Source organism: Actinoplanes sp. CA-015351 (genome assembly GCF_050955685.1).
Lineage (GTDB): Bacteria > Actinomycetota > Actinomycetes > Mycobacteriales > Micromonosporaceae > Actinoplanes.
In genome coordinates, this window is sequence record NZ_CP192102.1 from 7,978,800 (window position 1) to 7,992,063 (window position 13,264).

The following is a 13,264-nucleotide window of genomic DNA, read 5'->3' on the forward strand; positions in this document are numbered from 1 at the left end:
TGGCCAGCTCACTTTCGGCGGCGGGGAACGGGCGCGAGCGCGGCAATCCCTTCAGCCTGACATTTTGTGTACGGCTTTTAGCCCATTTCGAGAAAGATGTGACACGCCACGAACAACGGGGTGCGATAGGCCCTGATGGACGATCCACGTCCGTTCCGATCGGAGGCACCCGTGTTCGACCTGGCGGTACGACGTGTCGTGATGATCGCGGCAACGCCCGCGCTGCTTGTCCTCGCCGCACCCGCGCTGGGCACCGGTCCGATCTCCCCGCCGCGTCCGGTACGCGTATCCCCGCCGCCGGCACAGCCCGCACCGGACAAGAAGCCGGCCGAGGCACAGGACGCCACGCCGCGCACAGTCTCCACCGCTGCCCCGGCCGCCACTCCTGGCGCCGCCACCGTCGCCCGGCTGCGCGCGCGCTCGATGATGGCGCAGGTGCTCCGCCTCACCAACGAGAGGCGCAGGGCCGCCGGGTGTCCGGCTCTCGCCCAGGACCAGGACCTGGTCACCGCTTCGCTACGGCAGAGCTGGTACATGGCGCGGACCCGGCTCTTCAGCCACGTCTGGCGCGATGGCTCCACGTTCGTCAGCCGCAGCCGGGTCGCCGGGTACCGGCAGCCGGCCGGGGAGAACATCGGCTGGGGTTACCCCACCGCCACGGGAGTCGTCGACGCCTGGATGAAGAGCCCCGGCCACCGGGCCAACATCCTCAACTGCGGCGCCAAGGCGATCGGTACCGGCGTCGCGTACGCGGCCGACGGCACTCCTTATTACACGCAGGTGTTCGGCTGGCAGTAGAAGCCGCCTCAGAACTCGCAGTTGACCAGCACCGGCTCGGGGTGCAGGTCGACGCCGAAGCGGGTCCGCACCCCGTCGCGGATCGTGCGGGCCAGGTCGAGCAGCGCGGTCGTGCTGCCGGCGCCCCGGTTCGTCAGGGCCAGCGTGTGCTTCCCGGAGATCGCGACGCCGTCACCGGCGAAGCCTTTCGGGAAGCCGGCCCGCTCGATCAGCCAGGCGGCCGGCAGCTTCACCATGTCGTCGCCGGCCGGCCAGTGCGGGATCTCGCCGAGCGTACGGAAGAGCTCCTCGGAGATCACCGGGTTGGTGAAGAACGAGCCGACCGACCAGGTGTCGCGGTCCTCCGGGTCGAGCACCATGCCCTTGCCAGCGCGCAGTTTCAGCACGGTGTCGCGGGCCAGGTCGAGCGGCACCCGGTCACCGGCCTCGGCGCCCAGACTGCGGGCCAGCTCCGCGTACCGGATCGGGGCCGAATCGCTGGAGCGCTCCAGCCGGAAGTCGACGGAGAGCACCAGGTAACGGTCGTTGTGCTTGAAGACGCTCGCCCGGTAGCCGAAGCCGCACTCGGCGGGCGTCATCTTGCGGATCTCGTCGGCGACCCGGTCGTACGCGTGCACGGCCTCGATCGTGTGCCCGACCTCCTGGCCGTACGCCCCGACGTTCTGGATCGGGGTGGCGCCGGCCGAGCCGGGGATGCCGGACAGGCACTCCACGCCGGACAGGCTGTTCGTTACGGCGTACGAAACAAAATCGTCCCAGGTCTCGCCCGCCGCGACCCGGACCACGACGCTGGCCGGGTCTTCGCCGACGATCTCGATGCCGCCGGTGCGCAGCAGCAGCGTCTCGCCGGGAAAGCCGGCGTCGCCGATCACCACGTTGCTCCCGCCGGCCAGGACCAGAACCGGCCGCCCGGCGGCTGACGCCGCACGCACCGTCTCGACCGCCTCGTCCGCGTGGACAGCCGTGGTCAGGGTGCCGGCTGGGCCACCGAGGCGTAGCGTCGTGTAGACCGCCAAGGAGTTCTCGGCAGCCGGGGGTGTGTCAATCAGATGGTCGGCGAATGCGTCGGGCACGAGGTTCACCCTAAGCTCAGGCTGTTGGGGGCGACACCGGCGGTCCGGCCGAGCGGGAGACATCTGCGATGAACAGGTTGCACGCGACGAAGGACTTCTGGCTCGCGGCGCTGCGCGCCGACGGGCCGGCGTTGTGGGATGCCGTCGCCGAGACCGGTCCTGACGTGGCGATCGCCGCGTGTCCGGGCTGGACCGCCGCCGACCTCGCCGACCACCTGACCGGGCTGCTGCGCTGGGTCCGCGCGATGGTCGCGCGCGGCGTCACCGACCGGCCCGACCCGCTGGACGAGACGACTGACCGCCCGGAGTGGTCCGAGGCGCTTGACCAGTTGCGGCGTGAGCTGACCGGCACGATCGAGACCCTCGAGGCGCTCGACCCGGACTTCCCCGCGTGGAACTGGGCGCCGCAACCCAAACGGGCGAGCTTCTGGGACCGCCGGATCGCGCACGAGATCTCGGTCCACCGCTGGGACGCCGAGACCGCCGCCGGCCGGGCCACCCCGATCGAGACGAAACTCGCCGCCGACGGCGTGAGCGAGGTGCTGGACACCTGGCTGCCGGCCGGACGCCGGCAGGGCCCGGACGACCTGCACGGTGTGGTGCACCTGGTCGCGACGGACGCTGCGCACGAGTGGTTCGTCCGGCTCCGCGGGCCCGGGATCGCACTGCTGGACACCAGCACGATCCTGGACACCGACGACCACCACCCCCGGGCCAAGGCCACCGGCACCGCCAGCGACCTCCAGCTCGCGCTGATGGGCCGTAAGCGGACCGACCAGCTGGCCCTCGCCGGTGACCCGCGCCTGGTTCAGGCTCTGCGGACCGGCTGACCCCCAGCGGTTGAGAAAACGCTCTCCCGAGCGGGGGCCATAGCCGCATGAGCAAGTATCCTCTGAACCGGTTAAGTCACAGAACCTGATCAAGAGCAGGAAGCGGTGCAGAATGACGGCAACCGTCACGTCCACGTCGGCGCAGCCCGCGCCCACGGGGATCACCTTCCCCGAAGGTTTCGTCTGGGGCGCGGCCACCGCGTCGTACCAGATCGAGGGCGCGGCGCGGGAGGACGGTCGCGGCCCGTCCATCTGGGACACCTTCAGCCGCACCCCGGGCAAGGTCTACGCCGGCCACACCGGTGACGTCGCCTGCGACCACTACCACCGGTACGCCGACGACGTCGCGATGATGGCCGACCTCGGTCTTGGCGCGTACCGCTTCTCGGTCGCCTGGCCGCGGATCCAGCCGGACGGCACCGGCCCGGTCAACGTACGGGGTCTCGACTTCTACGACCGGCTCACCGACGAGCTGCTCGCCAAGGGCATCGACCCGGTCGTCACCCTTTACCACTGGGACCTGCCGCAGACGCTCGAGGACCGCGGCGGCTGGACCGTACGCGAAACCGCCGAGGCCTTCGCCGAGTACGCCCAGATCGTGCACCGCCGCCTCGGCGACCGGGTTGCCACCTGGACCACGCTGAACGAGCCGTGGTGCTCGGCGTACCTGGGTTACGGCAACGGCATCCACGCGCCAGGCGTGCAGAACCCGGCCGCTGCCCTGGCCGCGGTCCACCACCTCAACCTGGCGCACGGCCTCGCGGCGAGCGCCCTGCGGTCGGCCGGCGCCCGCAACATCAGCATCACGCTCAACCCGTGCGAGGTCTCCCCGCTCGACCCGGCGAACCCGGCCGACGTCGAGGCCGCGCGGGTCATCGACGGCGTCGCCAACCGGATCTTCTTCGACCCGCTGCTGACCGGCCGCTACCCGGCGGACGTCCTGGAGCACATCGCCCGGATCACCGACCTGTCGTTCATCCGCGACGGCGACGAGGCGCTCATCCACCAGCCGCTCGACGTGCTGGGGATCAACTTCTACACACCGTCGTACGTCTCGGCGAAGGCGGGCGCTCCCGGCGCCGGCGACTACCCGGGCAGCCAGGGCATCGCGTTCCGGCCGCCGGTCGGCCCGGTCACCGACATGAACTGGCAGATCGAGCCGGCGTCGCTGACCCGTCTGCTGACCCGTATCCACCGGGATTACCCGGGCACCGCACTGATGATCACCGAGAACGGCGCGGCGTACCCCGAGGTTCCGGCCGGGAACGGTGAGGTTCAGGACCTCCGGCGCATCGAATACATCGACGCTCACCTGCGCGCATGCCACGACGCCCTGGCAGACGGCGTGGATCTGCGTGGATACTTCGCGTGGTCCCTGATGGACAACTTCGAATGGGCCGAGGGCTACAAGAAGCGCTTCGGTATCGTGCACGTCGACTACACGACGCAAGAGCGTGTGCTCAAGGACAGTGCGAAGTGGTACCGCGAGGTGATCCGGCGTAATGGGCTGGAGTGACTTTTAGGAGCGGTTTGTGACGACGCGGGAGCGGCCCACCCTGGAAGCGGTGGCCCGTCGTGCCGGGGTGTCCCGGGCGACCGTGTCCCGCGTCGTCAACGGCTCCACCACGGTGGCGGCCAGCATCCGGGACGCGGTCAACCAGGCCGTCGACGAGCTCGGTTACGTGCCGAACCAGGCCGCTCGCAGCCTGGTCACCCAGCGGACCGACTCGATCGCGCTGATCCTGCCGGAGACCGCCAACCGGGTCTTCTCCGACGACCTGTTCTTCCCGGCGATCATCCGGGGTGTCGGCATGGAGCTGGAATCCGCCGACAAACAGCTCGTGCTGATGATGACCGGCTCCGAGGCCGGTCATCATCGCGTCGAGCGGTACGCGGTCGCCGGCCACGTCGACGGCGTGCTGTTCGCCTCGATCCACGGCGCCGACCCGCTGCCCGGCGCGCTGGCTCAGCGTGGGATACCGGTCGTGTGCAGCGGCCGTCCGATGAACGACGGCCCTCAGGTTCCGTACGTCGACGTCGACCACGCCGGCGGGGTGGCTGCCGCGGTTCGTCACCTGGTCGCCTCGGGACGCCGCCGGATCGCCACCATCGCCGGGCCGCAGGACATGGTCGCCGGCCTGGCCCGGCTCGCCGGTTACCAGGACACGCTGCGCCAGGCCGGCCTTCCGGAACTCGTGGCGCAGGGCGACTTCACCCGTGACTCCGGCATCGCCGCGATGCGCGACCTGCTCGACCGCGACCCGTCCCTGGACGCGGTCTTCGCCGCATCCGACCTGATGGCACACGGCGCGTTGCAGACGTTGCGCGCGGCCGGGCGGCGGGTGCCGGACGACGTCGCGGTGATCGGATTCGACGACTTCGACATCAGCCGGTACAGCGATCCGCCGCTCACCACGGTCCGTCAGCCGATCGCCGAGTCGGGCCGGACGATGGCCCAGCTGATGCTGCGGCTGATCGCGGGCGACGAGGACGTGCCGGAGTCGGTGGTCCTGCCGACCGAGCTGGTCCTGCGCGAGTCCGCCTGAGTCCTTACAGCGACGATGTCGTGGTGATCGTGATCGGCTTGCCCAGCGACCTGCGGGCCAGCAGCGTCGCCCCGGCGATCGCGGCCGGCATGAACAGCACAGCGCCGAGCGGAATCAGGAACACCGCGAACACGGCCGCGCCGAACCCCAGCGTGAGCGGCTTGCTCGCGCCCAGAACCGCCCGCCGGTGCCGCAGGCGCTGACCACGCCGCTGGAACGGCACACCGGTCAGCTCCAGCGCGAGCAGCCAGCCGCCGATCGCGCCGCCGATCACCGGGATCACGGTCTGCCCGACCACCGGCAGCAGCCCGAGCAGGAAGAGCGGGATCGCGACCAGCACGCCGATGCCGATCAGCCGCAGCGAGTCGGCGAGGCTGCGCCGCAGCGACTCCAGCAGGCCGACCTCGACCTCGTCCGGAACCCCGCCGAAACGGTTCTCGATCCGGCCCGAGATGGTCTCGTAGAACGGGTCACCGATCAGCAGCGTCACCGCAGTGAACGTGAGAATGCCGAGCAGCACCGAGAGCCCGAGGATCCCGGCGCCGGCGAAGACCTGGACGACGTCGCGCAGCCAGCCGGCCCAGCCGTCGGCGAACCAGGTCGCGTCCTCCGACAGGTCGGGCAGGAACCGGACCAGCAGGACCAGCAGGACGATGTAGAGGATCCCGGAGAGCACCGCTGGGATCAGTCCGAGCAGGAGCAGCCGGGGACTACGCAGGATCAGGCCGAGCCCACGGCCGAGCAGCCCCGCCCCGGTCACGAACTCCCGGACCGCCGACACCGCTCGACTTTGATCACCGCTCACGGTCCGTGAGCTTAGGACCCGCTCGCTACACCCGATGGAGCGAGGGTCTCCGATGGCGATGGTGTCGCACTCGACGACGGCGTCGCCGACGGAATCGGCGGGTCGGTCACCGACGTCGGCGTCGGCACCGGCGGATCAGTGAGAAGCGGGGGCAAAGACGAGGTCAAGAGCGGCGGGGGTACGGAGGTGACGACCGTGACCGTCACCGTGGCCCCCGGAGTGACCGGCGCGACCGTGGCCGCTGCCGTTGCCGGCGCGGTGGTCGTGGCTCGGGGCGGGCGGCCCGTGTAGCCGTGAGGGTTGACCTTGTCGGGCGTAATGGTCGCGGGGGCGGCACCGATTCCACCGACGCCACCGGCCTCGCCGGCGATGCCCAAGGCGGCGGGCTCTGCCGCTGGAGCAGCGAGGTTCCAACCGGAGACGATCGCGAACGGCAGCCCGACGGTAACTAACCCGAAAAAGAGGGATTTAGGGGACAAGCGCACGCCTTAAAGACGTCTCAGACCACCCAAAAGTTACGGCTTTCGGACATAACGCCACCAAAGCCAGACAGCCGCACACCCAGCGACCGCGGCAGCAGCTGCTGCTAGCTGTTCAGGAAATTTGAGATTCGGGTTCGGAGTTCCTGGCGGCTTGTCCAGAGGATCGAGGGGCGGTCGAAGACCTCCAGCTCGGCTCCGGGCAGCAGCTCGGCCAGCCGTTCGGCCCAGCTCACCGGGTGCACGTCGTCGCCGAGACAGCCGATCACCAGGGCGCGGCCCCGGAACTCCCGCAGCGCCGACTCCTCCTCGACAGCTGGCGAATCCCAGACCGTCGCTATCTCCTGGGCCAGGCCGTCGCGCTGCAGCGACTCCACCCGCTGACGCAGGTGGCTCCAGCCGGCCGGGGTGTTACGGACCGCGGGCGGGATCTCGGTCTCCACCGCTTCGGCGATCATGGCGGCTTCGCCCGACTCGACGCAGGCCAGGAAACGTTCCATGCGGGTCACCGACGCGGCCGAGCGCTGACCGTCAAGTGGGGCGGGCAGGTACAGCACCACCCGCTCGAACCGGTGCGGGTCGGTGGTGAGCAGCCGGCAGAGGGCCGCCGCACCCATGCTCACGCCGAGCGCGCGGGTGGCGCCGGCGAGGTCGGCGACGGCGGAGAGCTCGGCGGCCAGGTCGGCGAAGCTCCACGGGCCGGGTGGCACGTCGGAGCGGCCGTGCCCGCGGAAGTGGAAGAACACCCGCCGGCCGGTCACACCGCTGCCGAACGGGCGGGTGCCGGCGATGTCACCGGCCAGGCCGTGCGCGAAGACGGTCACCGGGTCGCCGGCGCCGGTGATCAGCTGCTCTACGCGTACCCCGGAAGGGAGGGTGACCAGCTCGGTGGCCGGACCCGGCAACGTAGGGCGACCGGTCCGCGGGCCGGTCCGATCAGCACGCTGCAAGCGCGGGCCGCCGTCCGGAGGCGGCGGCCCGAAACGGCCTCTCAAAAGACCGGCCCAGGGCAGGCCGATCCAGAACAGGCCGCCTCACAACAGGCCGAAGCGGTCACCAGAAGCCCTTGCCGTCCGACAGGTCCTTGAGGCCGGGACGGACGTCCAGCAGATAAACAAGCGCCGCAGCGATGCCGATCATGCTGAAGATCAGGAGAGAACCGCCGGTCAGGAACGTGATGACCAGGCAGACGCCGATGATCGCGGCCCACGCGCCTTTCGGCAGTGTGCCGATGGCCTGGAAGCCGGCACCCCGCTGGATGAGGCAGTGGATCAACGCCACCGACTGCACGATCAGCGAAACCAGCAGCACCAGGAGGTCGATGTAGTTGCGTACGTCGTCGAAGAAGATCGGCGCGGAAGAGGCCATGAGGCAGATTCTATGCCGCGGGCCCCAGCAAACGCCGGGGCCCGCGATGCATGTCGAATTACTCGGCGGTCTTCGGGGCCGACGGCTTCGCGCGCTTGCGCGGCGCCTTGGTGGCGGCCTCGACAGCCTTCGGGCCGGCGAGCGTGGCCTCGGCGACCACGGCGTCGGCAGCCTCGACGGCCTTCGGCTCCTCGGTCGTCTCGATGTCCGCGTTCACCACGTCGGCGGCCTCGACCACGCCGGTGCCGACCACGCGCTCGCCCCGAGCGACGAGGGCGGTGTAGATGGTGGTGGCGCGCTCCTGGGCGACCTGCGCGAACGCGGTCGCGGCGGTGGCCGCGTTCTCCCGGAGGGCGACGAAGTCGGTCGTGTTCGCCTTGTCACGCAGCTCGGCGGCCTTGGTGCCGGCCTGGTCGTTGTAGACCTTGAGCGAGGCGGCCGCGCGGTCGCTCAGCTCGGTCAGCACGGCGGGCAGCTTGCGCAGCTGCTGGTACGCCAAGTCGCCGGCACCGGCAGCGGCGTACAGCGGGGCGGGGATCTTGGTGTTCGTCTGCTCGGTCATTTGGTCTCCTCAGCGATCGGGTCGGAAGTCTCCGCCTGGTTGCGCGCACTCTCGTTGCGGAACGTCTCGTAGATCTGCGACAGGGACTGCTTCTGCGCGATCGTGAGATCCGGGTCGACAGCGATGGCGGCCAGAACGCCCTGATGGCCTTCGCCATCAAGCAGCCCGGCCCGCAGGTACATCGCGGGTGTCGACACGCGCAAGGCGCTCGCGATCTGCTGCAGCACCTCGGCGCTCGGCTTGCGCAGGCCACGCTCGATCTGGCTCAGGTAGGGGTTGGACACCCCGGCCTTGTCGGCGAGCTGCCGAAGCGAGATCTTCGCGGTCTGCCTGAGGTCCCGGATGAAGGATCCGATGTCCTCAGGCAATTCCTTGGAATCGGCCATGGCTCGAAGTTAGCTCGGAGTGCTAGCTGTTGCAAGCATTTTGCTTGCAACAGCTAGCGTGAACCGAGTCACCACGCCATTCACCAAACTGCGCGAATTTCACCGACCGGGCGGCCGCCGCCGAAGATCAGCTCTGGCAGAGCGGGAGTTTCCAGGCCAAGGCGGCTTAAAGCAGAGAGCAATACCGGCATGCGCGCGCGGGACGACCCGTCCGAGATCTTGAGCGCCACCGCGCCGACACCGGGCAAGGCGGCCGCCGAGACCCCGTCGGCGCCCTTCTTCGCGAGCAGGCCGGGCATCGCGGTCATCAGCACGGTGTCCTCGGTGCCGGTGCCCGCCACGAGCGACGGATGTGCTCGCATGGCGTCGGCCACCCGGCGTTCCGGCGTGCCCGGCTCCGCCTCGACCAGCCGCAGGAACGCCCGGGCCAGCCCGAGCGGTGAGATCGCGAAGATCGGCGCGCCGCAACCGTCGACACCGAGCGCCGCGATCGGCTCGCCGGCGAGCCGGCTCACCGCGTCGCCGAGAGCTTTCTGCAGCGGATGATCAATTTCAAGGTACGAGTCAAGGGCCCAGCCGTTGACCACACAGGTCGCGAGCATCCCGGCATGCTTGCCCGAACAGTTCATCAGGATCGGCTCGGCCTCGCCCCCGCCGCGCAGCCAGGCGTTCCGCGGGGTCTCGCCGAGCGGCAGGTCAGCCGGGCAGCGCAACGCCTCGACGCCCAGGCCGGCGGCGTCCAGGATCGCCCGGACCCGTTCCACGTGGAACGACTCGCCGTCGTGGCTGCCGCTCATCAGGGCCAGGTCGGCCTCCTCGCGCGGGACCAGCCCGGAGGTGAGCAGGCCGACGGTCTGCAGCGGCTTGTTGGAGGAGCGAGGGAAGAACGGGCTCTCGACATCACCGAAAGACGTGCCCTTTGTCATTGCCACGATGCCGTGGTGGGTGGACTCCACGAAACCCGAACGGACGACTTCAGCAACGATCATCGGGCTGGCACTCCGAGCAGGTCGCGGGCCTTGGCCGGGGTCAGTGGCGGGCGCTGGGCCAGCTGGGCGAAACCGACGGCGCGAGCCACGAGCTGCATGTTCGATTCGACGGGGCGGCCTTTTGCGTACGTCAGGGTGTCCTCCAGTCCGACCCGCAGGTGGCCGCCGGCGGACAGCGACGCCAGCATCACCGGCAGCGTGCTGCGGCCGATCCCGGTCGCCGAGAACGTGGTGCCTTCCGGCAGATCGCGGATCACCTGCTCGCAGGCGACAAGCGCGGCCGCCGTGCCCGGCATTCCGCCCGGCACGCCCATCACCAGGTCGACGTGCACGTGACCGCCGAACGGCAGGCCGTACTTGCCGAGCAGCCGCTGCAGCGAGGTCAGCTGGCCGAGGTCGAAGATCTCGTATTCCGGCACGATGCCGCGCTCCTGCATCCGGGTGTGCAGGTCGACGATGAATTCCCAGCGGTTCAGGAACACGCCGTCACCGAAATTGACCGTGCCCATCGTGCAGGAGGCCATCTCCGGGCCGGCGTCCAGCACCGCGAGCCGGTCCGATTCCGGGTCGGTGACCGCGCCGCCCGAGGAGAGCTGCACGATCAGGCCGGTGGCCTCGCGCAGACCCTCGACGGTCGCCCGCAGCCGGCCCTGGTCCAGGGTCGGCCGGGCATCAGCGTCCCGGATGTGCACGTGAACGATCGAGGCGCCGAGCGCCTCACACTCTTTCGCGGTCGACACGAGCTCATCCAGGGTCACTGGCAGAGCCGGCACGTCCGCCTTGCTGCTCTCCGCGCCGGTCGGGGCGACGGTGATCAAGGTCCCGGTCATGCGGCCCATCCTGCCCTAGGCGGGGTCGATGGCGGCTGCCGATTCCCCCACGGAGAGGCGAGCGTCGTCCGGCACGTTCCGTTTGAGCACCGCCAGCGCGATCATGCCGAGCTCGTGGTGGCGGACCGCGGTGCCGATGAAGCCGACGGCACGGCCGTCCAGCTCGACCGGAGTGCCCTGCACGGGCGGGTGGTCGGAGGCGATCCCGTCCAGGTGCAGCAGCACCAGGCGGCGCGGAGGCTTGCCGAGGTGATGCACCCGGGCAACGGTTTCCTGGCCTCGGTAACAGCCCTTGTCCAGGTGCACACCGGCGGCGAGGAGCCCGGCCTCCGGCGGAATCGTCCGGTGATCGGTCTCCCAGCCCAGCCGCGGCGTCCGGGTGGCCACCCGGACCGATTCGTACGCCCACAGGCCGGCCCGGGCCACCCCCAGTTTCTCGATCACCGCGGTCTTGGCGGCGCGGGGCACCAGCAGGTCGACACCGAGCGGGACTCGACGCGCCAGGCCGCCTTCGAAATCCCGTACCGAATAGAGGCTCGTCGGCTCGGGAGGCACCGAGCCGGCGGCAAATTTCGGGCCTGGCACCGCACCCACCCGGGGTTCGGCGAGGCCGGGGACGAGATCGGCCGCACCCGGACCGACGAGCGAGAGGACCGCAAGCTCGGATGACGCGTCACGCGGCTCCACCTTGGTGAAGAAGCGCATCATCGTGAGGTATTTGAGCAGGCCGGCGCCCGCGCCCGGCTCGGTGTCGAGCCAAGCCGTCGCGCCGTCCTCGGTGATGAACGCGTGCTGCTCGACGTGCCCGTTCGGCGAGAGGACGAGGAGTTCGCTGGCCTGCCCGCTGGACAAGTCCGACAAATGCTGAGTTGTCAGGGTGTGCAGCCAGCTGGCCCGCTCCTCGCCCGGCACCGCGATCACGTCTCGGTTGGAGCGGTCGACCAGGCCGACCGCTGTCTCCAGCAGGCGCTGCTCACGCATCGGGTCACCGAAGTGGGCCGGAACACCGGCGTCGGGGGACTTGGGGTCGAGGTCCTCGACCATGACGACGGTCACGCGCTCTCCTTGCAATTGCCGCAGACCCCGAAAAGGGACACGTGGCCCACATCGACCCGGAAGTCACGCTCGTCACGCAGGCGCTCGGTGACCGGCAGCATCACCGCCGGATCCACCTCCGCGATCGAGCCGCAGGCCCGGCAGACCAGGTGAACGTGCTGGTCCTCGCCGGCCGCATGGTAGGTCGGTGAGCCGTGCGACAGGTGGGTGTGGTTGACCAGGCCGAGCTCTTCGAGCAGCTCCAAGGTCCGGTAAACCGTGGTGATGTTGACGCCGGCCGCACGCTCGCGGACTGCGTTGTGCACGGACTCCGGAGTCGCGTGACCGAGCTCGTGGACCGCTTCCAGAATCAGCTGGCGCTGCGGGGTGAGCCTCAGTCCACGCTCACGCAGCATGGCGGCTAGCGATGTGGCGGACACGGTTGAAGCATAGTTCGCTATTTTCGACAGTTGTGACCGAGCGGATCCTGGTCTCGCCCGGCGACCTGCTCGGCGACGGCGTCTTCGAAACGATGCACGTGCGGCCGTCCGGGCCGTGGCTGCTGGAAGAGCATCTGGCGAGGCTGGCGTCGTCGGCCGCGCTGCTCGACATGCCGGAGCCGCCGCTGGCCGAGGTGCGAGCGCGCTTGACCGAGGCGCGAGCGCGCTTGACCGACATTTCCGATTTGTCGGGCGAAGCGATGGCCCGCGCCGTCTACACCCGCAGCGGCCTCATCCACGTCTCCGTCGCCGAGATCCCGCCGAACATCCTCCGCGAACGCCGCGACGGCATCCGCGTCCTGACCGCCGGCCTGGGCGTCTCGATCCGCGCAATCCCGCCCTGGTCCATCACAGCGGCCAAGTCACTCTCCTACGCGGGCAACTTCGCCGCTCGCCGCTGGGCGACGCGCCATTCCGCCGACGACGTGGTCTGGCTCTCCACCGAGGGGTACGCCTTGGAAGCCCCGACAGCCTCGATCATCTGGCTGTCCGGCGGGGTGCTCCACACGGTCCCGCCGGCCGAGGCCGGAATCCTGCCCGGCATCACCGCAGCCCACCTGCTGTCTGCGGTTTCCTCGGTGGGGCTCGATGCACGGCAGCAAATGATCACCGCACCCGAACTGGCCGGCGCCGAAGCGATCTGGCTGGCCTCATCGGTCCGAGGCTTAGCCGAAGTGACAAGTCTCGACGGGGCAGAACGCCCCCGTTCCCCCTGGACCCCCCGCCTCCTGACCCTGCTCGGCTTCCAGTAACCACGATCCCGGCAGGGGCGAGTGCGGCCAGCGCACGCATGCGTTCCGCGTACGCCCACCGCCCGCGGGTAAGCGTTTCTGTGTACGCCCACCGCCCGCGGGTAAGCGTTTCTGCGTGCGCCCACCGCCTCTCGCGCGGGGTGATCACGGGCGTCGACGCCCCACGCCGGCCGTCCGGAGGCGCTGATCGCTTCGGCCAGCCGATCATGCAGCGAACGGTCCGACACGACCGCGAGGACAAAGCCCACGCACGACACGACCACGTCGACGAAAACGCACGCAGCAGCGCGACCACGTCGACGAAAGCGCAC

General features: G+C 69.9%; 15 protein-coding genes. 5 read left to right on the top strand and 10 right to left on the bottom strand.

Annotation, left to right across the window (positions count from 1 at the left end; genetic code table 11):
- The first annotated feature begins 135 nt into the window (after nt 1-135).
- Entirely contained in the window at nt 136-798 is a 663-nt protein-coding gene (locus ACQP2E_RS36310; RefSeq protein ID WP_433827471.1) for a CAP domain-containing protein, read from the top strand.
- 8 nt (nt 799-806) lie between these two features.
- On the opposite strand, the gene ACQP2E_RS36315 is transcribed toward ACQP2E_RS36310, so the two are convergent.
- Nucleotides 807-1,871, bottom strand: coding sequence for a UDP-N-acetylmuramate dehydrogenase (locus ACQP2E_RS36315; protein ID WP_433827472.1), 1,065 nt, complete (start codon nt 1,869-1,871; stop codon nt 807-809).
- A 68-nt stretch (nt 1,872-1,939) separates the two neighbouring features.
- Here ACQP2E_RS36315 and ACQP2E_RS36320 point away from each other — a divergent pair, with 68 nt between their 5' ends.
- From ACQP2E_RS36320 to ACQP2E_RS36330, 3 genes are all read left to right on the top strand, one after another.
- Nucleotides 1,940-2,701, top strand: coding sequence for a maleylpyruvate isomerase family mycothiol-dependent enzyme (locus ACQP2E_RS36320; protein ID WP_433827473.1), 762 nt, complete (start codon nt 1,940-1,942; stop codon nt 2,699-2,701).
- 112 nt (nt 2,702-2,813) lie between these two features.
- Nucleotides 2,814-4,217 carry a GH1 family beta-glucosidase gene (locus ACQP2E_RS36325; protein WP_433827474.1) on the top strand — a complete coding sequence of 468 codons (1,404 nt, stop codon included), beginning with the start codon at nt 2,814-2,816 and terminating at the stop codon, nt 4,215-4,217.
- A gap of 16 nt (nt 4,218-4,233) precedes the next feature.
- Complete coding sequence (locus ACQP2E_RS36330; protein WP_433827475.1) at nt 4,234-5,247, top strand: LacI family DNA-binding transcriptional regulator; 1,014 nt, start codon at nt 4,234-4,236, stop codon at nt 5,245-5,247.
- Between the two features lie 4 nt (nt 5,248-5,251).
- On the opposite strand, the gene ACQP2E_RS36335 is transcribed toward ACQP2E_RS36330, so the two are convergent.
- From ACQP2E_RS36335 to ACQP2E_RS36375, 9 genes are all read right to left on the bottom strand, one after another.
- Nucleotides 5,252-6,028 carry an EI24 domain-containing protein gene (locus ACQP2E_RS36335; RefSeq protein WP_433827476.1) on the bottom strand — a complete coding sequence of 259 codons (777 nt, stop codon included), beginning with the start codon at nt 6,026-6,028 and terminating at the stop codon, nt 5,252-5,254.
- 610 nt (nt 6,029-6,638) lie between these two features.
- A complete protein-coding gene (locus tag ACQP2E_RS36340) occupies nt 6,639-7,526 on the bottom strand; it encodes an alpha/beta fold hydrolase (protein WP_433827477.1) in 888 nt (295 codons plus the stop codon).
- A 58-nt stretch (nt 7,527-7,584) separates the two neighbouring features.
- Nucleotides 7,585-7,899: a DUF2516 family protein gene (locus ACQP2E_RS36345; RefSeq protein ID WP_111649783.1), complete on the bottom strand. Its 315-nt coding sequence runs from the start codon at nt 7,897-7,899 to the stop codon at nt 7,585-7,587.
- A 58-nt stretch (nt 7,900-7,957) separates the two neighbouring features.
- On the bottom strand, nt 7,958-8,461 hold the full coding sequence (locus tag ACQP2E_RS36350; protein ID WP_433827478.1) for a hypothetical protein: 504 nt from the start codon (nt 8,459-8,461) through the stop codon (nt 7,958-7,960).
- The gene (locus ACQP2E_RS36355) at nt 8,458-8,847 is read right to left on the bottom strand and encodes a helix-turn-helix domain-containing protein (protein WP_433827479.1); all 390 of its coding nucleotides are present in this window, start codon (nt 8,845-8,847) and stop codon (nt 8,458-8,460) included. The genes ACQP2E_RS36350 and ACQP2E_RS36355 overlap by 4 nt, the downstream gene beginning before the upstream one ends.
- Before the next feature lie 80 nt (nt 8,848-8,927).
- Nucleotides 8,928-9,836: an asparaginase gene (locus ACQP2E_RS36360; protein WP_433827480.1), complete on the bottom strand. Its 909-nt coding sequence runs from the start codon at nt 9,834-9,836 to the stop codon at nt 8,928-8,930.
- Nucleotides 9,833-10,666, bottom strand: a complete 834-nt coding sequence (locus tag ACQP2E_RS36365; RefSeq protein WP_433827481.1) for a 3-keto-5-aminohexanoate cleavage protein — start codon at nt 10,664-10,666, stop codon at nt 9,833-9,835. Before ACQP2E_RS36365 ends, ACQP2E_RS36360 begins: the two co-directional genes overlap by 4 nt.
- A 15-nt stretch (nt 10,667-10,681) precedes the next feature.
- Complete coding sequence (locus ACQP2E_RS36370; protein WP_433834206.1) at nt 10,682-11,710, bottom strand: YgfZ/GcvT domain-containing protein; 1,029 nt, start codon at nt 11,708-11,710, stop codon at nt 10,682-10,684.
- An 8-nt stretch (nt 11,711-11,718) separates the two neighbouring features.
- Nucleotides 11,719-12,117: a Fur family transcriptional regulator gene (locus tag ACQP2E_RS36375; RefSeq protein ID WP_181557839.1), complete on the bottom strand. Its 399-nt coding sequence runs from the start codon at nt 12,115-12,117 to the stop codon at nt 11,719-11,721.
- A 56-nt stretch (nt 12,118-12,173) separates the two neighbouring features.
- Here ACQP2E_RS36375 and ACQP2E_RS36380 point away from each other — a divergent pair, with 56 nt between their 5' ends.
- The gene (locus ACQP2E_RS36380; protein WP_433827482.1) at nt 12,174-12,953 is read left to right on the top strand and encodes an aminotransferase class IV; all 780 of its coding nucleotides are present in this window, start codon (nt 12,174-12,176) and stop codon (nt 12,951-12,953) included.
- Nucleotides 12,954-13,264 lie beyond the last annotated feature (311 nt).

Coding starts and splice junctions, on each gene's coding strand:
- ACQP2E_RS36310 (WP_433827471.1), top strand. CDS start 136: ATGGACGATCCACGTCCGTTCCGATCGGAGGCACCCGTGTTCGACCTG.
- ACQP2E_RS36320 (WP_433827473.1), top strand. CDS start 1,940: ATGAACAGGTTGCACGCGACGAAGGACTTCTGGCTCGCGGCGCTGCGC.
- ACQP2E_RS36325 (WP_433827474.1), top strand. CDS start 2,814: ATGACGGCAACCGTCACGTCCACGTCGGCGCAGCCCGCGCCCACGGGG.
- ACQP2E_RS36345 (WP_111649783.1), bottom strand. CDS start 7,899: ATGGCCTCTTCCGCGCCGATCTTCTTCGACGACGTACGCAACTACATC.
- ACQP2E_RS36350 (WP_433827478.1), bottom strand. CDS start 8,461: ATGACCGAGCAGACGAACACCAAGATCCCCGCCCCGCTGTACGCCGCT.
- ACQP2E_RS36355 (WP_433827479.1), bottom strand. CDS start 8,847: ATGGCCGATTCCAAGGAATTGCCTGAGGACATCGGATCCTTCATCCGG.
- ACQP2E_RS36360 (WP_433827480.1), bottom strand. CDS start 9,836: ATGATCGTTGCTGAAGTCGTCCGTTCGGGTTTCGTGGAGTCCACCCAC.
- ACQP2E_RS36365 (WP_433827481.1), bottom strand. CDS start 10,666: ATGACCGGGACCTTGATCACCGTCGCCCCGACCGGCGCGGAGAGCAGC.
- ACQP2E_RS36370 (WP_433834206.1), bottom strand. CDS start 11,710: ATGGTCGAGGACCTCGACCCCAAGTCCCCCGACGCCGGTGTTCCGGCC.
- ACQP2E_RS36375 (WP_181557839.1), bottom strand. CDS start 12,117: ATGCTGCGTGAGCGTGGACTGAGGCTCACCCCGCAGCGCCAGCTGATT.